General features: G+C 71.0%; 20 protein-coding genes. 9 read left to right on the forward strand and 11 right to left on the reverse strand.

Features of this window, described 5'->3' with window-relative positions:
• Window positions 1–2: 2 nt before the first annotated feature.
• The 7 genes from EP757_RS29215 to EP757_RS29245 form a co-directional block, all read right to left on the reverse strand.
• Window positions 3–1,322: an LLM class flavin-dependent oxidoreductase gene (locus EP757_RS29215; protein WP_127551398.1), complete on the reverse strand. Its 1,320-nt coding sequence runs from the start codon at window positions 1,320–1,322 to the stop codon at window positions 3–5.
• Complete coding sequence (locus tag EP757_RS29220; RefSeq protein ID WP_127551400.1) at window positions 1,319–2,626, reverse strand: LLM class flavin-dependent oxidoreductase; 1,308 nt, start codon at window positions 2,624–2,626, stop codon at window positions 1,319–1,321. The genes EP757_RS29215 and EP757_RS29220 overlap by 4 nt, the downstream gene beginning before the upstream one ends.
• On the reverse strand, window positions 2,623–3,360 hold the full coding sequence (locus tag EP757_RS29225; RefSeq protein ID WP_127551402.1) for an ABC transporter ATP-binding protein: 738 nt from the start codon (window positions 3,358–3,360) through the stop codon (window positions 2,623–2,625). The genes EP757_RS29220 and EP757_RS29225 overlap by 4 nt, the downstream gene beginning before the upstream one ends.
• Entirely contained in the window at window positions 3,336–4,178 is an 843-nt protein-coding gene (locus EP757_RS29230; protein WP_127551404.1) for an ABC transporter permease, read from the reverse strand. Before EP757_RS29230 ends, EP757_RS29225 begins: the two co-directional genes overlap by 25 nt.
• The gene (locus tag EP757_RS29235; protein WP_127551406.1) at window positions 4,175–5,233 is read right to left on the reverse strand and encodes an ABC transporter substrate-binding protein; all 1,059 of its coding nucleotides are present in this window, start codon (window positions 5,231–5,233) and stop codon (window positions 4,175–4,177) included. The genes EP757_RS29230 and EP757_RS29235 overlap by 4 nt, the downstream gene beginning before the upstream one ends.
• On the reverse strand, window positions 5,230–5,727 hold the full coding sequence (locus EP757_RS29240) for a flavin reductase family protein (RefSeq protein WP_127551408.1): 498 nt from the start codon (window positions 5,725–5,727) through the stop codon (window positions 5,230–5,232). Before EP757_RS29240 ends, EP757_RS29235 begins: the two co-directional genes overlap by 4 nt.
• Window positions 5,728–5,827: 100 nt before the next feature.
• The gene (locus tag EP757_RS29245) at window positions 5,828–7,033 is read right to left on the reverse strand and encodes an ROK family protein (RefSeq protein WP_127551410.1); all 1,206 of its coding nucleotides are present in this window, start codon (window positions 7,031–7,033) and stop codon (window positions 5,828–5,830) included.
• Between the two features lie 280 nt (window positions 7,034–7,313).
• Here EP757_RS29245 and EP757_RS29250 point away from each other — a divergent pair, with 280 nt between their 5' ends.
• Both EP757_RS29250 and EP757_RS29255 read left to right on the forward strand, forming a co-directional pair.
• Window positions 7,314–9,605, forward strand: a complete 2,292-nt coding sequence (locus EP757_RS29250; protein ID WP_127551412.1) for a PEP/pyruvate-binding domain-containing protein — start codon at window positions 7,314–7,316, stop codon at window positions 9,603–9,605.
• 13 nt (window positions 9,606–9,618) lie between these two features.
• Complete coding sequence (locus EP757_RS29255; RefSeq protein WP_127551414.1) at window positions 9,619–10,185, forward strand: TetR/AcrR family transcriptional regulator; 567 nt, start codon at window positions 9,619–9,621, stop codon at window positions 10,183–10,185.
• On the opposite strand, the gene EP757_RS29260 is transcribed toward EP757_RS29255, so the two are convergent.
• Window positions 10,163–10,873: a TetR/AcrR family transcriptional regulator gene (locus tag EP757_RS29260; protein ID WP_127551416.1), complete on the reverse strand. Its 711-nt coding sequence runs from the start codon at window positions 10,871–10,873 to the stop codon at window positions 10,163–10,165. The genes EP757_RS29255 and EP757_RS29260 overlap by 23 nt on opposite strands.
• 88 nt (window positions 10,874–10,961) lie before the next feature.
• Here EP757_RS29260 and EP757_RS29265 point away from each other — a divergent pair, with 88 nt between their 5' ends.
• Genes EP757_RS29265 through EP757_RS42980 form a run of 3 tightly spaced genes read left to right on the forward strand, consistent with a single transcriptional unit; the run spans window position 10,962 to window position 13,032 of the window.
• Window positions 10,962–12,206, forward strand: coding sequence for a saccharopine dehydrogenase family protein (locus EP757_RS29265; RefSeq protein WP_127551418.1), 1,245 nt, complete (start codon window positions 10,962–10,964; stop codon window positions 12,204–12,206).
• Window positions 12,207–12,232: 26 nt separating this feature from the next.
• Window positions 12,233–12,877: a DsbA family protein gene (locus EP757_RS29270; RefSeq protein WP_127551420.1), complete on the forward strand. Its 645-nt coding sequence runs from the start codon at window positions 12,233–12,235 to the stop codon at window positions 12,875–12,877.
• The gene (locus EP757_RS42980; RefSeq protein ID WP_160165914.1) at window positions 12,874–13,032 is read left to right on the forward strand and encodes a hypothetical protein; all 159 of its coding nucleotides are present in this window, start codon (window positions 12,874–12,876) and stop codon (window positions 13,030–13,032) included. The genes EP757_RS29270 and EP757_RS42980 overlap by 4 nt, the downstream gene beginning before the upstream one ends.
• A 27-nt stretch (window positions 13,033–13,059) precedes the next feature.
• Here the strand turns inward: EP757_RS42980 and EP757_RS29275 are convergent, their stop codons facing one another.
• The gene (locus tag EP757_RS29275) at window positions 13,060–14,325 is read right to left on the reverse strand and encodes an ArgE/DapE family deacylase (protein WP_127551422.1); all 1,266 of its coding nucleotides are present in this window, start codon (window positions 14,323–14,325) and stop codon (window positions 13,060–13,062) included.
• A gap of 120 nt (window positions 14,326–14,445) precedes the next feature.
• Here EP757_RS29275 and EP757_RS29280 point away from each other — a divergent pair, with 120 nt between their 5' ends.
• Genes EP757_RS29280 through EP757_RS29290 form a run of 3 tightly spaced genes read left to right on the forward strand, consistent with a single transcriptional unit; the run spans window position 14,446 to window position 18,472 of the window.
• On the forward strand, window positions 14,446–15,306 hold the full coding sequence (locus tag EP757_RS29280; RefSeq protein WP_127551424.1) for a GyrI-like domain-containing protein: 861 nt from the start codon (window positions 14,446–14,448) through the stop codon (window positions 15,304–15,306).
• Window positions 15,307–15,357: 51 nt separating this feature from the next.
• Window positions 15,358–17,484 (forward strand): transglycosylase domain-containing protein, encoded by a 2,127-nt coding sequence (locus EP757_RS29285; RefSeq protein ID WP_232050060.1) that lies wholly within the window; start codon window positions 15,358–15,360, stop codon window positions 17,482–17,484.
• Window positions 17,485–17,503: 19 nt separating this feature from the next.
• Complete coding sequence (locus tag EP757_RS29290) at window positions 17,504–18,472, forward strand: AraC family transcriptional regulator (protein ID WP_127551427.1); 969 nt, start codon at window positions 17,504–17,506, stop codon at window positions 18,470–18,472.
• A gap of 41 nt (window positions 18,473–18,513) precedes the next feature.
• Here EP757_RS29290 and EP757_RS29295 read toward each other — a convergent pair whose 3' ends face one another.
• The gene (locus EP757_RS29295; RefSeq protein ID WP_127551429.1) at window positions 18,514–19,101 is read right to left on the reverse strand and encodes a DsbA family protein; all 588 of its coding nucleotides are present in this window, start codon (window positions 19,099–19,101) and stop codon (window positions 18,514–18,516) included.
• A gap of 185 nt (window positions 19,102–19,286) precedes the next feature.
• On the opposite strand from EP757_RS29295, the gene EP757_RS29300 reads away from it, so the two are divergent.
• Entirely contained in the window at window positions 19,287–20,219 is a 933-nt protein-coding gene (locus tag EP757_RS29300) for an aldo/keto reductase (RefSeq protein WP_127551431.1), read from the forward strand.
• Here EP757_RS29300 and EP757_RS29305 read toward each other — a convergent pair.
• The gene (locus EP757_RS29305) at window positions 20,213–21,244 is read right to left on the reverse strand and encodes a helix-turn-helix domain-containing protein (protein WP_127551433.1); all 1,032 of its coding nucleotides are present in this window, start codon (window positions 21,242–21,244) and stop codon (window positions 20,213–20,215) included. The genes EP757_RS29300 and EP757_RS29305 overlap by 7 nt on opposite strands.
• Window positions 21,245–21,249 lie beyond the last annotated feature (5 nt).

The raw sequence follows: 21,249 nt of genomic DNA on the forward strand, positions 1-21,249 counted from the left end.
GGTCATGGTGCTCCTTGGATCCGGGGGCGGGGCAGGCCGTAGTGCTCGCGCAGGGTGGTGCCTTCGTAGGCGGTCCGGAACAGGCCGCGCTCCTGCAGGATCGGGACGACCTCCGCGGCGAAGGCCTCGATGCCGGACGGCAGCACCGCGGGCATGATGTTGAAGCCGTCGGCGGCGCCGTTCTCGAAGTAGTCCTGGATGGTGTCGGCGACCTGGACCGGCGTGCCGGCGAAGGTGCGGTGACCGCGGCCGCCGCCGAGCTTGCCGATCAGTTGCCGGACCGTCAGGTTCTCCCGGCGGGCCCAGTCGACGATCAGTGTGCGGCGGCTCTTCGCGCCCTCGATCTCCTCCTCGGGCGGCAGGTCCTCCGGCAGCGGCTTGTCGAGGTCGAGCGACTCGGCCGGCACGCGCAGCAGGTGAGCCAGGGTGGCGACGGCGTACTCCGGCGCGATCAGCCGTTCGAGTTCGGCCTCCAGCTCCCGGGCCTCCGCCGCGGACGAGCCGATGATCGGCACGATGCCGGGCAGGACGACCACGTGATCCGGGTTCCGCCCGGCGGCCGCGGCCCGGCGCTTGATGTCGGCGTAGAAGGCCTGGCTCTCGGCGAGCGTCGGCTGAGCCGTGAAGATCGCCTCGGCCCAGCGGGCGGCGAACTCCTTGCCGTCCTCGGACGATCCCGCCTGGACGAGCAGTGGCCAGCCCTGCGGGGAGCGGGGCACGTTGAGCGGGCCGTCCACCCGGAAGAAGGTGCCTCGGTGGCCGATCTTGCGCACCTGGGACGACCGAGCGTGCACTCCGGCCGTCTTGTCCGCGATCACGGCATCGTCGGTCCAGCTGTCCCAGAGCTTCGTCGACACCTCCAGGAACTCGGCGGCACGCCCGTAGCGGTCGGCATGCAGCGGCTGGTCGTCGAGGCCGAAGTTGCGGGCCGCGTCCTCCCCGGCCGTGGTGACGATGTTCCACCCGGCCCGGCCTTGCGAGAGGTGGTCGAGCGAGGCGAACCGGCGGGCCAGGTTGTACGGCTCGTTGTACGACGTCGACGCCGTGGCGATCAGCCCGATCCGGCTGGTGCTGCCGATCAGCGCGGCCAGCAGCAGTGTCGGCTCCAGCTTGCCGGACGGCCGGCGTCCCGGGTCGGACCAGAGCACCGGGCTGTCGGCGAGGAAGACCGAGTCGAACTTGGCGTCCTCGGCGACCCGCGCCAGGTGCTGGTGCGCCTCCAGGGAGAGGTTGGCGTACGGGTCGGACTCCGGCAGCCGCCAGGACGCCTCGTGGTGCCCGGTGTCGTGCAGGAACAGGTTGAGATGGAGTCGGCGGGTCACGCGGCGACCTCCTCGAGGCGGTTCGCGGGGCGGGTGAGGCCGTAGTGGGAGCGCAGGGTCGTGCCCTCGTAGGACGTGCGGAACAGGCCTCGTTCCGCAAGGATCGGCACCACCTCGTCGACGAAGGTGGTCAGGCCGGACGGCAGCACCGCGGGCATGATGTTGAAGCCGTCGGCGGCGCCGCCGGAGTACCACTCCTGGATGGCGTCGGCGACCTGCACGGGTGTGCCGGTGAAGGTGCGGTGCCCGCGGCCGCCGCCGAGCCGGCCGATCAGCTGCCGGACGGTCAGGTTCTCCCGCCGGGCCAGGTCCACGATGAGCGTGTAGCGGCTCTTCGCGCCCTCGATCTCGTCCTCGCCCGGCAGATGAGACGGCAGCGGCTCGTCGAGCTTCAGCACGGACGGGTCGACGCCGAACCGCTCGGCGAGCTGGAGCCGCGCGTACTCGGGGTTGATCAGCCGGTCGAGTTCGGCCTCCAGTTCCCGGGCCTCGGCGACGGTGGAACCGATGACCGGCACGATCCCCGGCAGGATCTTCACGTCCCGCCCGAGCGCGGCGGCCCGCTGCTTCAGGTCGCGGTAGAACGCCTGCGCCTCGGCGAGGGTCTGCTGAGCGGTGAAGACGGCCTCGGCGTACTGCGCGGCGAACTCCTTGCCGTCCTCCGAGGATCCGGCCTGGACGAGCACCGGATAGCCCTGCGGTGAGCGAGGCACATTGAGCGGGCCTTCCACCCGGAAGAACCGGCCTTCATGCCGGATCTCCCTGATGGAGGAACGCACGGCGTGCACCCCTGCGGCCTTGTCAGCGATCACCGCGTCGTCAGCCCAGCTGTCCCAGAGCTTCGTCGCGACATCGAGGAACTCGGCGGCCCGCTCGTAGCGTTCCCGGTGCGGCGGCACGTCGTCGAGCCCGAAGTTGCGGGCCGCGTCCGCCCCGGCCGTCGTCACGATGTTCCAGCCGGCCCGGCCGCCGGAGATGTGGTCCAGTGAGGCGAATCGGCGGGCCAGGTTGTAGGGCTCGTTGTACGAGGTGGAGGCCGTGGCGATCAACCCGATGTGGGTGGTCACCGCCGCCAGCGCGGTGAGCAGCACGGTCGGCTCCAGTTTGCCGGCCGGCCGCCGCCCCGGGTCGTTCTGCAGGACCGGGCTGTCGGCGAGGAAGAGCGAGTCCAGCTTGCCGCGCTCGGCGATCCGGGCCAGCTCCTGGTAGTGCCGCACGTCCCAGCCCGCCAGCGGGTCGGACTCCGGCAGCCGCCAGGACGCCTCGTGGTGACCGACGCTCATCAGGAAGGCGTTCAGGATCATCGGTTCTCCTCCTCGACGCCGAGCTCGTCCAGCAGGAACGTCCGCAGCTCGGCGAAGGCGGGATCGGAGCGCGATCGATCCGTCAACTCCACTCGTACGTCGGTGCGCACCACGCCGGCGTCCAGCAGGATGACCCGGTCGGCCAGCACGATCGCCTCGTCGACGTCGTGCGTGACCAGCAGGACGGCGGGCCGGTGCGCCTCGCAGAGCCGGCGCAGCAGGACGTGCATCCGGATCCGGGTGAGTGCGTCGAGCGCGCCGAACGGCTCGTCGGCCAGCAGCAGCTGCGGCTCGCGGACCAGTGACCTGGCCAGCGCGGCCCGCTGCTGCTCCCCGCCGGAGAGCTGGTACGGCCAGGCCGTCTCGCGGCCGGCGAGCCCCACCTCGGCGAGCGCCTGCCGTCCCCGTCCGGCGGCGTCCGGGCCGCGCAGTCCGAACGTGACGTTGTCGAGGACCCGCTTCCAGGGCAGCAGCCGGGAGTCCTGGAACACCACCGATACGTTCTCCGGAACCGCGATCCGCCCGTGCCCGGCGACGTCGCGGTCCAGGCCGGCGAGGGCCCGCAGCAGCGTGGACTTGCCGGTGCCGGACCGGCCGATCAGGGCTACGAACTCGCCGGGCGCGATCTCCAGATCCAGTCCGTTGAGAACCCCGCCGTTGGAACTGAAGCTGCGATGCAGGTTGCTCACCCGTACCGAGGCATCGGTTCTCAATCCTCCAGCGTGCGGCGCCATGCGAGGACCTTCCTTCCGGTGAGACGGACCGCGCTGTCGGCGCAGTAGCCGAAGACGCCGTAGATGACCAGGCCGACGACGATCACGTCGGTCTGCCCGTACTGCTCGGCGAGCGTGATCATGTGACCGATGCCGGCGATCGCGTTGTACTGCTCGACGACGACCAGGCCGAGCAGCGACGACGTCACGGCGAACCGCATGCCGAGCAGGAATCCGGGCAGCGCGCCGGGCAGGACGATGTGCCTGACGAACTCGCCGTGCCCGATGCCGATCGTCTCGGCCAGCTCGGCGTACTTGCCGTCGATGCTGCGCAGCCCGTTGTGCGTGTGCACGTAGATCGGCACCAGGCTGATCAGCGCGATGGTCAGCACCTTCATCTCCTCGCCGATGCCGAACCAGGCGATGAAGAGCGGGATCAGGGCGAGCGTGGGGATCGAGCGCTTGATCTGGATCGGCCCGTCGATCAGCGACTCGCCGATCCGGGACAGGCCGGAGATCACCGCGAGCACCGCGCCGGTCACCACGCCGAGGGTCAGGCCGACGACCGCACGCTGCAGCGACGCGACGATGTTGCCGAGCAGATCGTGGTTCACCCACTGGTCCTGGAAGGCGACCACCACGTCCCAGGGCGCCGTGAGGATGGCCGGCGGGATCAGCCCGGTCGCCGAGCCGATCGACCAGACGACGAGGATGAGCGCCGGCCCGATCCAGAAGGCGCCCGGGATCCTCTTCCCGGGACCGAGCCTTCTGCGTACGACCCGGGCATCGTGTTCCTCGGTCACCGCCGGAACCCGTGGCGCATTGATCGTCGTGGTCATGCGGCATCACCGGTGACCACCGCGGACCCCGCCGCCTCCGCCTGCACCTTCTCGAACCGGCGGTCGACGAGAGTCGTCACGTCGAGCTTGTCGTGGCCCTGTTCGGCAGCCAGCAGGTCGGCCGTCGCCTGGAGCCGCTCGACCGCGTTGTCCCAGGTCGCCGGGATCGCCTTGGTGCCGCTGATCCGGACGACCTCGCGCGCGTCGGCCTCGTTGAGCCCCTGCACGTCCTGGTAGTAGACCTTGGCGTACTCGTCCGGGTGCTCGTTCTGCCAGAGGATCGCCTTGGTACGGGCCGCGACGTACACCTTGAGCGCGGCGGCCTTCTCGGCGTCCTCGACCGACTTGGTGAGGCAGTACACCGTGGAGGCGTCGTCGCGGATGCCGGTCCCGATCGAGGAGCCGCCCGGGTACTTCGCCGTGTAGAGCTTCACCTGGAACGCCGAGATCGGCGCGACGTCGACGGCCTTGCTGCCGAGCGCGGTGATGTACGAGTCGCCGGTGCTGGTCAGCTCGACCAGCGTCACGTCCTTCTGGGTGAGCCCGGCCTCCTTGAGCACCCGCAGCACGAGCGCGCCCTGCGCCTGCCCGGCGCTGTAGGCGATCTTCTTGCCGCGCAGGTCGGCCAGGGCGGCGACGCCGGTCCCGGGCGCCACCCCGAGCTGGTAGATCGGGAACTCGAGCGGGTCGGCGGTGACGCTCTGGAAGATGATCTTCGTGGAGGTGCCGGTCCACGCGGCGAACAGCGACGGGATGTCGGCGACCGCGCTGCAGTCCAGCTTGTCGGCGCGGAAGGCCTGGATGCTCTGCGGGCCGCCGCTGATGTTCGCCCACTCGACGGTGACGCCGGCGTCGGCGAGCTCCTTGACGATGCCGGACTCCTGCAGGACGGCCTGACCGGCCGGGTCGCCGAGGCGCAGCACGGTGCCGGACGGCACGCTGTCCGGCAGCGCGGCGGTCAGTTCCAGGCCGGCGCCGGCGTCCTCCTTCGCGCAGGCGCTGATCGTGACTATCGTCAGCAGCGCGACGGCTGCTCCGAGGGACTTCTTGATCATGACGTCCTTTCCTGAAGTGCGTGGTAGCTGCCGTCGTGGTAGAGCAGGGGAGCGTGACCCTCGGCGACGCCGGCCTCCTCGATCCGCCCGATGATCAGGTGGGATCCGCCGGCCGGGTGCCGGTGCTCGATCGAGATCCGCAGCCAGGCCGCGGCGTCCTCCAGCACCGGCTCGCCGGTGGGCAGCCGGTGCCAGCGCGTCGGTGCGCCGAACCGGTCGATGCCGCTGGTCGCGAACGTGCGGGCCAGTTCGGTGTGCCCGGCCCCGAGCAGATGCACGACGGCCGTCCCGGCGTCGCGGATGTGCGGCCACACCGACGACGTGCCGGTGAGGCTGAACGACAGCAGCGGGGGCTCGGCGGAGAGCGAGGCGACCGAGGTGACGGTGACGCCGGCGGCACCACGTCCCGCGTCGGCGGTCACGACGGCGACCCCCGCGGGGTGGCGCCGGAACACCCGGCGGAACAGTGTGGTGTCGACAGCGGTAGTAGTCATCGATACTCCTCAGTCCACGCAGGTCAGCGCCTTGAAATCCATACTATCCCGCTAGGATTAGAAGGCAAGCATGCACCGGAGTGAATTAAGTACGGGCTGGTTACAGGGGCGCGGCGTAGACGTGGTCGAGCGCGACCGCGCCGCCCGCGGTGGCCAGCACGTGCCGCGGGAAACTCGACGCGCGGGCCGTCGCCGCCGCGTCGGCGCCCATCTCGGCGCGCATCGTCGCGAGACAGTGCGGCAGGCGGTTCGCGCCACCCTCGGAGACGATCAGGACCTCCGGGTCGAACAGGTCGTGCAGCAGCGCCGCCGCCCGCCCGACGAGACGGGCCCGCTCTTCCAGCAGGGCCAGAGCCCTCCCGTTGCCGGCCTGCACCGCCTCGACGACACCGTGGATGTCCGGCCGCTCGATCAGGTCTTCTTCGAGCGCGCGGCGTACCAGCACGCGCTCCGAGACGGCGGCCTGCAGGCAGCCTCGCCTGCCGCACGAGCACACCTCGTCGCAGCCCTCCACCGGCAGGTGCGCGATCGCCCCCGCGGCTGAGCGCGGTCCCTGATGGACGACGCCGCCCGCCGAGAACGCCACGTCCACCACGTTGCCGACGAACAGCAGCACCGCGCTGCGCCGGGCCCGTTCGGCGGCGGCCCCGAACAACTGCTCGGCGCGCAGCAGCCCCCGCGAATTGCTGTCGACGAGAACCGGAAGCCCGGTCGCCTCGGCCAGCACGTCACCGACGGGCACGTCCTTCCACTGCAGAGCCGGGTGCTCCACGACCGTCCGGCGCGTCGAATCCACCCACCCGCCGGTCGCGAGCCCGAGAGCGAGAATCCGCCGCCGCGCGCCGTGCTTGCGCCGCACCGCCGCGATCCGCGCGGCCAGCGCCGTCAGCACACTGCCCGGGTCCCGGCCCTCGTGCAGATCCTGGCGCTGGGCGATCACCCGGCCGCGCAGATCGAGCAGGGCGACGGTCGTCCGCGGAACCGCGATGTGCACCCCGACGACCGCCACCCGATCCGGCTCGATGTCCAGGGGCACATGCGGCCGGCCGATCCCCGGCGGTCCCGCGGCCTCCGGGGCCTCCCTGATCAGCCCGCGCTCCAGCAGCGACGACGTCAGGCCGGTGACCGAAGCCGCGGACAGCCTGGTGGCCCGCGCCACCGAACTCCTGGCGATCGGCCCGTAGTCGAGGATCGCCCGCAGCACCGTCCCCGCCGAATCGGCGGACCGCCGCCGCTCACCGTCCCGCGCCGCCGGCAGATCACCGCGCCGGGTGGTGCGCTGCTCGCCGGGCCGCGCGTCGATCATCCGCCGAGGCTAACCCGCGCGCTGCCGACCGTCGGCACGCTGTTACCGGTCGTTTCACGGTCGGTAACAGGCTCTCCGGGCTGTGACCCATCGCTGTCCGGAGGTGCGGTCCACGGCCATGAGTCACAGCCGCGCGGTTCGGCTGTGACTCATGGCCGTCTGGCCGCGTCGTGGACGGCGATGGGGCACAGCCGGGTCGTCGAGGTTTTACGTTGCGACTGTATTGGGATGTGAGCTACCGTCGTTGCAGTGCAGTCGTATTGCTATGGGTGGAGGGCGCATGCGTGTCGTCGGGCTGGGGGAGTCCCTCGAAGTCGGGCTCGTCGGGGGTAAAGGGGCCTCGCTGGGGGCGCTCGTCCGCGAGGGTGAGCGGGTTCCGGACGGGTTCGTGGTCACCACCGAGGCGTTCGCGGAGGGCGTCGTCCCCCGTGAGCTGATCGCCGAGCGGTGGCGGGGGATGGGGGCTGTCGCGGTGCGGTCCAGTGCCACCGGGGAGGACTCCCCGGGGGTCAGCTTCGCCGGGCAGCACGACACGGTCCTCGGCGCCGGCGATGTCGACGCGATCGTGGCCGCCGTGGAGAAGTGCTGGGCGTCGGTGCGGTCGGAGCGGGCCGTCGCCTATCGGGAGCGGCACGGCCTCGGTGAGCCGCTCATGGCCGTCGTCGTCCAGAGGATGGTCACCGCCGCCCGGGCCGGGGTGCTGTTCACCGCTGATCCGGTGAGCGGTCGGCGGGACGGGATGCTCGTCGAGGCCGCTGCCGGGCCCGGCAGCGGGGTGGTGGACGGTTCGGCCGAGGTGCAGCGGTACAGCCCGGAGGCGGGCACGGCTCTGCGGGAACTCGGTGAGCGGATGCGGGCGCTGTTCGGGACGCCTCAGGACGTCGAATGGGCGGAGGACGCGGACGGCACGCTCTGGGTTCTGCAGTCCCGGCCGATCACCACGCTCTTCCCGGCGCCGCCCGCGCACGAGGGGCCGCTGCCGCGGGTGTACGTCGAGTTCGGTCACGTTCAGGGGATGCTGCGGCCGGTCACGCCGATGGGGATGTCCAGCCTCCAGCGGATGATCGCGGCGATGATGGCGTCGCTGGGCGTACGGGCCGAGATCGTCGACATCGGGGGCCGGCTCTACGGCGACCTGTCCGACCTGGCCCGTCATCCGTCGGCGCGCAAGCGGCTGGTCAAGCTGATGGCCGTCGACTTCGGGCCGCGCGCCCAGGCCGTCATGGAGCACGTGCTCGCCGATCCTCGGTTCGCGCCTGTCCCGGGAAGCCCGGCGATCAAGGTCGAGCGGTCCCTGTCGGTGTGGCGGGCGGTCAGCGGGATCCTGCGCTCACTCGCTCGTCCGGCCGACGCGCGCCGGCGGGTGCTCGACGCGGCCGAGCGCCTCCGGATCGCCGCGGAGCCGCCGCCCGGGTTGCGCACGACCGCCGAGCGGATGGCGTTCGTCCGGGCCGAGGACGGCGGTGACAGCGCCGATGATCTGACCTGGCCCATCGTGGCCGGGCTGCTTGCCGGGGCGGTGCCGGGTGAGCTGCTGAAAGGGATCGCCACGCCGGCCGAGTTGCAGACCGTGCTCGGCGGGGTGCCGGACAACGTCACGATCGAGATGGATCTGGCGCTGTGGAGGATCGCCCGGGAGGTGCCGCCGGAGCACCGGGAGACGCTGCTCGGCACGCCGCCGCAAGCGCTGGCCGCGCTCCACCTCGCCGGCAAGCTCCCCGAGATCGGCCTGGAGGAGTTCATCCGGAGATACGGGCACCGGGGGCCGGCCGAAGCGGATCTCGGAGTGCCGCGGTGGAGCGAAGACCCCGCCGGCATCTTCGCGGCCATCGCCAACTACCTGCTCGTGACCGATCCGGATCAGGCGCCGGACGTGCGGTTCGCGCGGGCCGCCGCTCGCGGTGAGGCAGCCCTCGACGAACTGGCGCGACGGGTCCGATGGCGGCGTCCCCTGCGCGGCCGGCTGGCGATCTGGCTGCTGCGACGGGCGCGCGTGCTCAGCGGGCTGCGGGAATACGGCAAGTTCGCGGGTCTCCACAGGCTTTCCGCCGTACGGGAACAATTGCTCTTGATCGGGGAGGACCTCCTGGAGAACCCGGCGGACATCATGTTCCTGACGCTCGACGAGGTGGAGAGCGGTGGCGATCACCGGAGGCTGATCGCCGAGCGCCGCGCCACCTATGAGGCGGAGTGCCGGCGGCGGCACGTCCCGGTCGCGCTGCTCTCCGACGGCACCGATGTGGAGACGCTGCTGGCGGCGGGGAACGACGGTGTCGGCGCTTCGCCGGGCCGGGTGACCGGGCGCGCCCGGATCGTCCACGATCCGGCGACCGCGCGCATCGAACCCGGGGAGATCCTCGTCGTCGCCACCACCGATCCGGCGTGGACGCCGCTGTTCCTCACCGCCGGTGGGCTGGTGTCCGAGACCGGCGCGGTGATGGCGCACGGGCCGACGGTGGCGCGCGAGTACGGCCTGCCCGCCGTGATCAGCGTCCGGGACGCCACCACCCGGTTCAGCGACGGCCAGCTGATCACCGTGGACGGTGCGGCCGGTACCGTCACGGCCGCATGACACCATCGCTGACATGCCGAAGAGGGTCGACCACCAGGAGCGTCGTACGCGGATCGCCGACGCGCTGATGCGGGTTGCCGCCCAGCACGGCCTCGAAGCGGTCAGCCTGCGGCACGTGGCGACCGAGGCGGGCGTGTCGGCGGGCATGGTGCAGCACTACTTCCGCACCAAGGACGAGATGATGACGTTCGCGATGGAGGCCGTGAAGGACCGCAACGAGACCCGGATAACGGCGGCGATCGAGGCCCTGGGACCGGCGCCGGAACCGCGGGATCTCCTGCGCACCTTCCTGGTCACGCTGCTGCCGCTCGGCGACGAGTCCCGTGCCGACGGCAGGGTGGCGCTGGCCTTCCTGGCGTACCGCGCGGTGCGCCCCGCGGCCTCTCCCGGGTTGCGGGACGAGACCGCGCAGATGGTGTCGTTCATGGCGAGCCTGCTGCCGGGGAACGACGAGGCCGGGGCGGCCGGGCTACTGGCGCTCATGGAGGGGCTGGGGCTGTACCTGCTGGGCGGGCAGTACACCGACGAGCAGGCGCTGGCGGCGCTGGACGCGCAGCTCAGCCGGCTGTTCGGCCGGTGATCCGCGCTGCCACGCCGTCCAGCAGCAACTCCAGGGCGGACGGGTAGGCGCTGGCCACCATCTCGGTGGCCAGCAGGGGGGCCGCCTCGGCGATGTGCGGGTGGGTGGAGGCCGGCAGGCGGCGGTAGGTGGACTGCCACATCTCCTCGTCGGAGTGCAGGGCCGCGTTCGGCAACGCCAGTGAGGCGGCGTCCAGCGCCGCGAAGGCCAGGGTCTGGTCGATGAACGCGTGGTAGATCGACACGGCGTCGCGGACCGGCAACCCGGCCGTGCGCAGGACGCCGAGGACCGCCTCGTCGGCGGCCAGCTCGTTCGGCCGGCCGGTGACCCGGCTCGTCGTCAGGACCGCTGCCTGGGGATGCGCGACGTAGGCCCGATGGATGCGGGCTCCGATCGTACGAAGATCGCTCCGCCAATCGCCGGAGGGTGACCATCCGCGCAGAGCCTGGCCGATGAGGGTGTCGCCGATGGCGAGGGTGAGCTCGTCCATGCCGCGGAAGTAGCGGTAGAGGGTGCTCGGATCGCAATCGAGGGCGAGGCCGAGGCGGCGCGCGGTGAGGCCGGCGCTGCCGTGCTCGCGCAGCATCCGCAGGGCCGTCTCGACGATGAGCTGCTCGGACAGGACCGTTCCGCTGCGGGTCGGGCGTCTGCGGCGGCGGCTCTGCTCCGGAACGACGGGCTTGGGCATGCCGTCCATCTTATGCCAACGCAGTTGACCATAGCGATGACAACAACGTTTGATGAGGTCACGCCCCTGGAAGAGAGAGGAAGTTCCCATGCGAATCCTGCTGGTGGGTGCCGGTGGAGTCGGTACGGCCATCACCCGGATCGCCGCCCGGCGCTCCTTCTTCGACACGATGGTGATCGCCGACTACGACCTGGCGCGGGCGCAGGCCGCCGCTGCCGGTGACCCGCGTTTCCGGGCCGCGCGGATCGACGCGTCGGATGTGTCCGCGCTCGAGGACCTGATGAGAACGGAGAAGCCGGACTTCGTGGTGAACGCCACCGACCCTCGCTTCGTCATGCCGATCTTCACGGCCGCCCGGAACGCCGGCGTCGGCTATCTCGACATGGCGATGTCGCTCTCGAAGCCGCACCCCGAGCGCCCGTACGAGCAGGTCGGCGTGATGCTGGGCGACGAGCAGTTCGCCCAGGCCGACCTATGGGAGAAATCCGGAAATCTGGCGCTCGTCGGCATGGGAGTCGAACCCGGCCTGTCCGACATCTTCGCCCGGTACGCCGCCGACGAGCTCTTCGACGAGATCGACGAGATCGGCATCCGCGACGGCTCCAACCTGACCGTCGACGGCCTGGAGTTCGCGCCGAGCTTCAACATCTGGACCACCATCGAGGAGTGCCTGAACCCGCCGCTGGTGTGGGAGTCCGGGCGCGGCTGGTTCACCACGGCGCCGTTCAGCGAGCCGGAGATCTTCGAGTTCCCCGAGGGCATCGGGCCGGTGCAGTGCGTGAACGTCGAGCACGAAGAGGTGCTGCTGATTCCGCGATGGGTCGGCGCACGCCGGGTGACGTTCAAGTACGGGCTCGGCGAGGAGTTCATCCGTACGCTCAAGACGCTCCACCAGATCGGGCTGGACCGGACCGACGGGGTGATCGTCCCGGGGCCGCACGGTCCGGTGTCGGTGAGTCCGCGGGACGTGGTCGCGGCGAGCCTGCCCGATCCGGCGTCGCTGGGCGCCCGGATGCGGGGCAAGACGTGCGCGGGGACGTGGGTGCGCGGTGTCAAGGACCGCCGGCCCCGCGAGGTCTACCTCTACCACGTCGCCGACAACGAGCAGACCATGGCGGAGTACGGCTGCCAGGCCGTCGTCTGGCAGACCGCGATCAACCCGGTCGTCGCTCTCGAACTGCTCGCTGCGGGTCGGTGGCAGGGTGCGGGTGTGCTCGGGCCGGAGGCGTTCGCGCCGAAGCCGTTCCTCGACCTGCTGACGGCCTACGGCTCGCCGTGGCACCTGCGCGAGGAGACGGTAGCTCCCCGAGAGCCGCTCCACCTGGCAAGTTGAATCTTCAACGGGGTATAACTGGTGGCATGAGCACCCCGATCAAGGTTGATGTCTGGTCCGACATCGCCTGCCCGTTCTGCTACATCGGCAAGCGCAAGTTCGAGGCCGCGGTCCTCGCGTCCGGCGTGCCGGTGGAGGTGGAGTACCACTCCTTCGAGCTCTCCCCGGACACCCCGGAGGACTTCGAGGGCAGCCACGCCGACTACCTGGGCGCGAAGCTCGGCGCCGGCCCCGCGCGGATCCGGCAGATGGAGCACCAGACCACCTCCCTCGCGTCGACGGTCGGGCTCGACTTCGACTACGACAAGGTGAAGCCGACGCGGACCCGCAAGGCGCACGAGCTCCTGCACTACGCCAAGGCCAAGGGTCGCCAGGCCGAGGTGAAGGACCGCCTGCTCGCTGCGTACTTCACCGACGGCGTCAACGTCGGCAGGATCGAGGAGCTGGCCGACGTGGCCGCGGAGCTCGGCTTCGACCGCGCCGACGTGGTGCGCTCGCTGGAGTCCGGCGAGTTCGCGGACGAGGTGGAGTCCGACATCAAGACCGCAGCGGAGTACGGGATCAGCGGCGTCCCGTTCTTCGTCTTCGAGAACAAGTACGCGGTGTCCGGCGCGCAGGACCCGTCGACGTTCGCGGGCGTGCTGACCAAGGTGGCGAAGGAGCGGGCATGAAGTTCATCCAGCTGATCACCGACGACGCGCCGGCGTGCGCGGGTGGCGCCTGCGGGGCGCCCGCCTCCCTCGACGAGCCGCTGTCGCGCGACTCACCCGAGGATCAGGAACCGGCCCTCGTGGGGGCCCAGGACGAGGTCGACGCCGAGGACTGACGCGGTGGCCGGGCGGCGCCCGAGGCGTCAGAGGTGGGCCGCGCAGCGCCGGGCGGCCAGCAGCGCCAGGGTCCGGGTGGTCCGGATGAGTTCGGGGATGTCGACCTGCTCCCGAGGCGCGTGAGCGAAAGCCACGTCCCCCGGCCCGTAGTGCAGCGTGGGGATGTCGCCGACGCCCGTATACAGCCGCAGGTCGCTGCCGTAGGGCGCCGCGCTCAGCGCCGCCGAGCGGTCCTCCGTGTCGCCGATGGCCGTCACCACTTCGGTGATCAGAGGATGAGCGGGATCGATGCGGCCGCTGGCGAACTGTCCTCCGGGCCAGCTGACCTCGGCCGGGTGGTCGCGCAGCCACGGGTCGCGGGCGCAGGATTCCGCGATCGCCCGTTCGAGGGCCGCACGGGCGGCGGCGGGGGATTCACCCAGCCGGACGCCGAGGCGGCCTTCGGCGACGAGCAGGTCGGGGACGCTGCTGGACCAGTCGCCGGCGCGGACGGTGCCGACGGAGACGGCGTAGGGGAGCGGGTTGCCGTCGAAGATCGGGTCGATGAGGGCGTTACGTTCGCGTTCCAGGTCGGCGAGGGCGGCGTACAGGGGGAGGAACGCCTCGATGGCGCTGTGCCCGGCCAGGCGGGTGCTGCCGTGCGCGGCCCGGCCCGGGACACGCAGTTCGAAGGTCAGCGCGCCGGCGTTCGCGACGACCACGTTTCCGCTGGTGGGTTCGGTGATGACGGCGGCTTCGGCGCGGTGGCCGCGGAGCATCGTGGCGAACGCGCCCAGGCCGCCGTCCTCTTCGCTGACCACGGTGTGCAGGGCGAACGGGCGTTCCAGCGTGACGCCGGAGGCCACCAGGGCGCGGGCCACGGCCAGGTTCGCGGCGGCGCCGGCCTTCATGTCGCAGGCGCCGCGGCCGTGGACGGCGTCGCCGGTGATGACTCCGCTCCACGGGTTCCGGTCGTGCCACTTGTCCAGGTCACCGGTGGGCACCACGTCGACGTGACCTTGCAGGGCCAGCGCGGGGACACCGGCCGGGCCGAGGACGCCGACGACGCCGTACCCCTCGGTGCGCGGGGCCTCGGTGCCGGGATGATCGGGGTGGCCGGCGAGCGCGGCCAGGTCCAGCTTCCAGGTGTCGACGTCGAAGCCCAGCTCGGTGAGGCGGGCGGCGTGCCAGTGCTGCAGCTCGGATTCGGCGTCGGTTCCGGTCACGCTCGGCACACGGATCAGCGAGACGAGGTCGTCGACCAGGGACTGCTCGTCGATGGCGTCGAGCACGCGGGATTCGGCGGTGTTCACAAGTGGTCAACGTAGCGGGGCGAGCCCGCCGAGGAAACGGCGAATGATCTGATCGGTTCTCCGCGGTCGGGCGCCGGTGCGGGCGCGGGGGCCAGGCTGGATGTCGAAGGGAGGCCTGCCGTGATCGCCACGTTGAATCTGATCACCGACCTGGTCGAGGAGGGCGAACTCGATCTCGCCCGGCTCGCGAAGGAGGCCGGCACCACCGAGTACCACCTGCGGCGGATGTTCTCGTCGCTCGCCGGGATGCCGCTGTCCGAATACGTCCGGCGGCGGCGGATGACGGTGGCCGCGGCCGACGTCATCCGTGGTCGGGATGATCTGCTCACGATCGCGGTGCGTCATGGGTACGGGTCCACCGAGGCGTTCGGCCGGGCGTTCCGTTCGGTGCACGGCAGCGGCCCGGCCGACGTGCGCCGCGACGGCGGTCCCCTTCGTTCACAACCGCAGCTCAGGTTCCGCCTGACCGTCGAAGGGAGCACTCCCATGGATACCCGCATCGCCTCACGACCCGCGTTCCGCCTGGTCGGGCACGCTGTCCGGGTCCCGCTCATCTACGAGGGCGTCAATCCGCACATCGCCGCCCACATCCAGTCGATCCCGGCCGAGGAGCACCAGCGCCTCAAAGATCTGAGCAGCGCCGACCCCGCCGGGCTCCTCGCTGTGAGTGACGGCCTCGAACAGGAGTCCCCGGAAGGGAGCGAACTGACGTACCTGCACGGCGTGGCCGTTTCCGACAGCGCCGCCGTTCCCGGCGACCTCGACGTGATGGAGCTGCCGGCCGGTCAGTGGGCGATCTTCCGGAGCAGTGGGCCCTATCCGGCGACGCTGCAGTCGACGTGGGCGGCGACCGCCACTGATTGGTTCCCGTCGAATCCGTGGCGGATGCGCCCGGGCCCGTCGATCGTGGCCGTCCTGGAGCGGTCCGACGATTTCAGCACCGCCGTGTGTGAGCTGTGGCTGCCGATCGAGCCCGCCTGACCGGCGAACCGCCGGTCGGTTACCAACTGTGACGAACCTCCTTTGTCCTGCATGGTGGCGATCTTGCTGGTTAGCCTGGGGCGGGTGAGTGACCGCCGACCGTTCCGAAGCGCAGGTGTCCTTCTCGTGTGCGGGCTGCTCGCCGCCCTCGTGGTGGCGGCGGCCTCGCTCCCCGCCGCCGCGATCGCCGGCCTGGCCGCCAAGGCCGGCGCCGAGGAGTGGGAGGAGATGCCCTCCGAGCTGGTGGCGCAGACCTCGCCCCAGGTGTCGCGGGTCTACGCCTCGGACGGCAAGACGCAGATCGCCGTCATGTACGACGAGTTCCGCAGCGACGTGCCGCTGTCCAAGGTCTCGCAGAACATGCAGGACGCCATCGTCGCGGCCGAGGACCACAAGTTCTACGAGCACCACGGCGTCGACCTCAAGGGCGTCGCCCGGGCGTTCGTGAACAACAACCAGGGCGGCGGCCGGCAGGGCGCCTCCACGCTGACCATGCAGTACGTCCGGATGGCGCTCGCCTATTCGGCGACCGATCCGCAGGAGGTCGTCGCGGCGACCCGGGACACCGCGGAACGCAAGCTGACCGAGATGAAGTACGCGATCCAGGTCGAGAAGGAGCTCTCGAAGCAGGAGATCCTGGAGCGCTACCTGAACATGGCGCCGTTCGGCAACGGCGCGTACGGCATCAACGCGGCCGCGCAGGTCTACTTCGGCAAGAAGCCGGCCGACCTCTCGGTGGCCGAGTCGGCGCTGCTGGCCGGCATGGTGAAGGCGCCGACCGCGTTCGACCCGACGACGAAGACCGGCTACCCGCAGGCCCTGGCCCGCCGCGACTACATCGTCGACAACATGGTGACCATGAAGCAGATCTCCGCCGACGAGGCCGCCAAGGCCAAGAAGGCGAAGATCCCGACGTCCACCAAGCGCCCGAGCAGCGGTTGCGTCAACGTCGCGAAGAACCAGTGGGGGTTCTTCTGCGACTACTTCTACCGGTGGTGGATGAGCCAGGCCGACTTCGGAGAGACTTCGTACGATCGGGAGCGCCTGCTCAAGAGCGGTGGATACCGGATCGTCACCACCCTGGACGTGGACGCCCAGGCGGACGCCCGCAAGGAGATCACGGCTCGCACCTCGGACTCGAACCGCAACGCGCTGATGCTGGCCGCGGTGGAGCCCGGCACCGGTGCGGTCCGCGCGCTCGCCGCCAACCGCAAATACAAGATCGACAACGGGAAGAACCCGCTCTCGTCCAACCCGGCGCTGGCGAAGCAGGGCGTGCGGGCGACGTACCCGAACACCACCAACCCGATCATCACCGGTAGCGCGGACCTCTCCGGCTACCAGGCCGGCTCGGTGTTCAAGATGTTCACGATGGTCGCGGCCCTGGAGGCCGGGATGGGCCTGGACACCACGATCAACTCGCCGGCGCGGTACAAGTCGCAGTACCGGGACAACTCCTCGTCGTCCTGCGGCGGCTACTGGTGCCCGAGCAACGCGTCGGCCGGCGAAGCCGGGAATTTCAACATGTGGACCGCGTTCGGCAAGTCGGTCAACACGTACTTCGTGCCGCTGCAGGAGCGGGTCGGGGCCGCGAACGTCGTGGACGTGGCGGAGCGGTTCGGCATCACGTTCCGCAACTCGGACGACGCTGACCTGGCGAAGAACTCGGCGAACAGCTGGGGCTCGTTCACGCTCGGCACCTCGGCGTCGACGCCGCTGGACATCGCGAACGCGTACGCCACCCTCGCGGCCGACGGCAGATACTGCGCGCCGACCCCGATCTCCTCGATCACCACCGCGGACGGCGACAAGGTCGACACCGGTCAGCCGGACTGCAGGCAGGCCACCACGCCGGCGGTCGCCCGCAAGGCTCTCGACGCGGCCCGCTGCCCGGTCGGCGACCACGCCCAGCTGGGCACCTGCGCCGGCTCGACCGCCCCGCAGGTCCGCAGCGTGGTCGGCCACCCGGTGTTCGGCAAGACCGGCACCACCGACCGGGACAAGACGGCCGCGCTGGTCGTCGGCACCCGCTCGCTGGTGGTCGCCGGTTACCTGGCGAACCCCGACTGGGCGAACCACACCGACCGCATGTCGCACGACATCGTCAACCCGGCGGTCTACCGCACACTCGCCGACTACATGGAGGGCAGAGCGGTCGAGGAGTTCCCGACGCCGTGACCGGGTACCTTTGCCCGGCGTGGGCGAACCCGCGATCTCGGTGCGGACCGGCGACCTCGACGAGGCGCGTGAGGTCTGCGGCGAGCACATGTACCCCCGCTCGATGCGCCTGCTCGAGCGGGGTGCGCGGCTGGACGCCCACTACGCGTTCCTGAAGTTGGACGCGATGACGATCGGCGACGTCCGCTACGGCACACCGGTGGCGATATCCGTCGGCGAGCTGGGCGGCTACCACGTCAACCTCGCGGCGTCCGGGCACTTCTTCGCCGGTCAGGGCCGCCGTCCGCTGGAGGGCGGGCCGCGGCAGGCCGCCGTCTACCGCCCGGTGGGCCACACCGAGCTGCATTACACCAGCGCCGACTGCCGCCTCTTCGCCGTCAAGATCGATCGCTGGGCGATGGAGGCGTGTCTCCGCGACGTCCACGACGTGCCGGTCCGTGGTCCGATCCGCTTCGCCGGCCGCCTCGACGTCAGCCGCCCGCCCGGCCGCAGCTGCGCCGCCCTGATCCGCCTGCTCGGCGAGGAGGTCGGCAACCCGGACAGCATCTTCCACCGGCCGCTGGTCGCGGCGCCGCTGGAGGAGGCGCTGATGACGGCGCTGCTACTCGCGGTCGACCACCAATACGCAGATCAACTGCACGACCCTTCCCGCGTACGCTCCACGCCCCGTGGCATCACCGCGGCCGTCGACGCGATCCACGACGATCCACGCCGGGCGTACACCGTCGCGAAGCTCGCCGAGATCGCCGGCGTGACCGCGAGCCAGCTGCGCGCCGGTTTCCTGAGCCGCCACGGCCTGACCCCGATGGCCTACCTCCGCCAGATCCGCCTGCTCGCCGCCCACGCCGAACTGCGCGCCGCCGACCCGGCCCACCATTCGCTGGACGAGATCGCCCGCCGCTGGAGCTTCCCCCGCCAGGACCTCTTCGCCGCGCAGTACCGCGCCCGCTTCCACGAGGACCCGGCCACCACCCTGCGCCGCCAGTGAAGCGACCCGCCGGTGACACTGGGCGCCGGTGAAGCGATTCGTCAGCTGAAATCGAGCCCGCCGGTCCGGGTCCGCTTGAACTCGAAGAAGCCGTCGTAGTTCGCCAGCGTCCGGGTGGCGTCGAAGATCCGCGCCGCCTCCTCGCCGCGCGGGATCCGGTTGAGCACCGGCCCGAAGAACGCCGTCCCATCGATGTGTATGCTAGGCGTGCCGACCTCCGTACCCTCGTGGTGGATCTTCCGCAGCACCTCGTCGTACCGATCACTTCCGGCCACCCGCGCCAGTTCCTCCGGCATCCCGAGTTCCGCGAGCGCCTCCGCGACGACGGCGTCGAAGTCCTTGTTCCCCTGCTGGTGGATCCGTGTCCCGAGCGCCGTGTAGAGCTCTTCCAGCCGCTCCGGCCCCTGCTCCTGCAGCACCGCCGTCACCACGCGAGCCGGCCCGAGCGACCGATCGACCAGGTCCCGATACCATTCCGGCAGGTCAGCGCCCTCATTGAGCACGAACAGGCTCATCGGCCGGAAATGCAGTTCCAGATCCCGCAGCGGCCGCACCTCCAGAATCCACCGCGACGTGATCCAGGCGAACGGGCAGGCAGCGTCGAAGTAGAAGTCGACCCTCGTAGTCATGCCCGCCACGCTAAGCGCTGGAGTGGCCCTCCGAAAGATCCAATCAGTTCGCACTCGTTCAGGCCAATGTCGTACCGAGAGCCGCCGCCCGACGAGAGAGGCGTGGATCACTGGCCCGCTCTGCTGTGGGAGCGGGAACCAGTGGGAGGCTGATCACGACTGTCTCGACGACGAGAGGATGTTCCATGGGCGGCATCGACGTCTTTCCGCTTGCCCTCGGCGGCAACACCTTCGGGTGGACCAGCGACGAGGCCACGTCGCATCGGGTGCTGGACGCGTACGTCGAGGGTGGCGGCGACTTCATCGACACGGCGGACAGCTACTCGGCGTGGGTGCCGGGGAACGAGGGCGGCGAGTCCGAGACGATCATCGGTAGCTGGCTGGCGGCACGCGGCGACCGTGACCGGGTGGTGATCGGCACGAAGGTCAGCCAGCACCCGCGGTTCAAAGGGCTGAAGGCGGCGAACGTGGCAGCCGCCGTGGACGCCTCGCTGCAACGTCTCCGCACCGACCACATCGACCTCTACTGGGCGCATTTCGACGACGCGAGCACTCCGCTGGAGGAGACCGCCGCCGCGTTCGACGCGGTGGTGAAGGCGGGCAAGGCGCGCGCGATCGGCCTCTCCAACTACAGCGGCGACCGGATCCGGGAGTGGTTCGCGATCGCCCGGCGGGAGAACCTGACGCTGCCGGTGGCGTTGCAGCCGCACTACAACCTGGTGCGCCGGGGTGCTTACGAGCGGGACATCGCGCCGGTGGCGGCCGACGAGAACCTCGCGGTGGTGCCCTACTACGCGCTCGCCAGCGGTTTCCTGACCGGAAAGTACAAGTCCTCGGACGATCTCGCGCAGTCGCCGCGCGGCCGGGGCGCGAACCAGTTCCTCAACGAGGCGGGCCTCGCCGTGATCACGGCGCTGGAGGAGATCGCGGCGGCGCACGACGCCGAGGTGCCGACGGTGGCGCTGTCCTGGTTGCGCGGCCGCCCCAACATCGCCGCGCCGATCGCCTCGGCCCGCACGGTCGAGCAGCTCCCGGCCCTGCTGGCCTCGGCCACGCTCGACCTCACCGCCGACGAGCGTGCCGTCCTCGACGAGCTCTCCAGCGACGTTCCTCAATAGGCAGGCGGGTTGTGGTGCAGACGCCGCAGGGTGAGCGCCAGCTGGGTCCGGAGGAGTCCGTGCGGGTCGCGGACACTCCAGCCCAGCAGGTGCTCGGCGTGCGCCACCCGATCCTGCAACGTGGAGTGATGCAGCCGGAGCCGGCCGGCCGCGGCCCGCAGGCTGATCGTGGTGGCCACCGCGTGCAGGGTCGGCAGCAGCCACGGCGCGCCGGCCGCCGCGTGCTCGAGGACGCGCACATCAGGCACCGAACCCGGCTCCGGAACCGCGGCGAGGGCCGCCAGCGCTCCCAGAGCCGAGAAGTGCACCACCCGCTCACCCGGATCCTCATCGGTCCCGGCGGCGCTGAACCGCAGAGCGACCCGGGCAGCCCGGCACGAGACCGGAAGTTCGAGAACGGACACCGCGAGCCCCACCCCGGCCCGCTCCGGAGGCGTACCGCCCGGCCGCTGAGGGACCGCCTCGCCGCCGCCCTGGTGAGCACCGGGATCCGTGGGGGCGGCTTTCACCCGTACGCCGCCGGAGTGAAGGACCAGGACGAAAGCCGGCGCGTCAGCCGGGAGCCCGAGGTGACGCGCGGCTCGCAGGCGGGCGTCGGCCGGGGCGTCGTCGTCGACCACCAGCTCGACGAGGGCGGTCTCGTCGGCGGCCGGAGCGCGGCCCCGGGTGCGATCGAGAACGGTCCGGGCGGCGCCGGCGGCACGTTCCAGCACCATCGCGTCGACCGGGCCCGCAGCGCCGGACCGTTCCAGGCGCAGCGTCGCGGACCCGGCATCATGCGACGGCCAGCGATCGTCGGGCGCGGACGGCGACGGTGACGTGACGCCGTCCGGCAGGACCCGGATGTGCACCCGCCGGGCGGTGTCGTCGAGCCGGGCCGGGCAGCCGGCGAGCACCGCCGCGCCGCGGACGATGCTCTGCAGGCCGGCCCCGGCCTCGGCGAGACTGTCGAAGTACGCGATGACCCGCACCGCGGCGCCGGCGTCCGCGTCCAGGGCGGCGAGCCGGACGGCCAGGTCCTTCATGCCTC

It is taken from the genome of Actinoplanes sp. OR16 (genome assembly GCF_004001265.1).
GTDB lineage: Bacteria > Actinomycetota > Actinomycetes > Mycobacteriales > Micromonosporaceae > Actinoplanes.

Bases quoted from the DNA above. Each gene is read 5' to 3' on its own strand.
- EP757_RS29220 (WP_127551400.1), bottom strand. From the start codon at position 2,626: ATGATCCTGAACGCCTTCCTGATGAGCGTCGGTCACCACGAGGCGTCC.
- EP757_RS29225 (WP_127551402.1), bottom strand. From the start codon at position 3,360: ATGGCGCCGCACGCTGGAGGATTGAGAACCGATGCCTCGGTACGGGTG.
- EP757_RS29230 (WP_127551404.1), bottom strand. From the start codon at position 4,178: ATGACCACGACGATCAATGCGCCACGGGTTCCGGCGGTGACCGAGGAA.
- EP757_RS29235 (WP_127551406.1), bottom strand. From the start codon at position 5,233: ATGATCAAGAAGTCCCTCGGAGCAGCCGTCGCGCTGCTGACGATAGTC.
- EP757_RS29240 (WP_127551408.1), bottom strand. From the start codon at position 5,727: ATGACTACTACCGCTGTCGACACCACACTGTTCCGCCGGGTGTTCCGG.
- EP757_RS29245 (WP_127551410.1), bottom strand. From the start codon at position 7,033: ATGATCGACGCGCGGCCCGGCGAGCAGCGCACCACCCGGCGCGGTGAT.
- EP757_RS29250 (WP_127551412.1), top strand. From the start codon at position 7,314: ATGCGTGTCGTCGGGCTGGGGGAGTCCCTCGAAGTCGGGCTCGTCGGG.
- EP757_RS29255 (WP_127551414.1), top strand. From the start codon at position 9,619: ATGCCGAAGAGGGTCGACCACCAGGAGCGTCGTACGCGGATCGCCGAC.
- EP757_RS29260 (WP_127551416.1), bottom strand. From the start codon at position 10,873: ATGCCCAAGCCCGTCGTTCCGGAGCAGAGCCGCCGCCGCAGACGCCCG.
- EP757_RS29265 (WP_127551418.1), top strand. From the start codon at position 10,962: ATGCGAATCCTGCTGGTGGGTGCCGGTGGAGTCGGTACGGCCATCACC.
- EP757_RS29270 (WP_127551420.1), top strand. From the start codon at position 12,233: ATGAGCACCCCGATCAAGGTTGATGTCTGGTCCGACATCGCCTGCCCG.
- EP757_RS42980 (WP_160165914.1), top strand. From the start codon at position 12,874: ATGAAGTTCATCCAGCTGATCACCGACGACGCGCCGGCGTGCGCGGGT.
- EP757_RS29285 (WP_232050060.1), top strand. From the start codon at position 15,358: ATGGTGGCGATCTTGCTGGTTAGCCTGGGGCGGGTGAGTGACCGCCGA.
- EP757_RS29295 (WP_127551429.1), bottom strand. From the start codon at position 19,101: ATGACTACGAGGGTCGACTTCTACTTCGACGCTGCCTGCCCGTTCGCC.
- EP757_RS29300 (WP_127551431.1), top strand. From the start codon at position 19,287: ATGGGCGGCATCGACGTCTTTCCGCTTGCCCTCGGCGGCAACACCTTC.
- EP757_RS29305 (WP_127551433.1), bottom strand. From the start codon at position 21,244: ATGAAGGACCTGGCCGTCCGGCTCGCCGCCCTGGACGCGGACGCCGGC.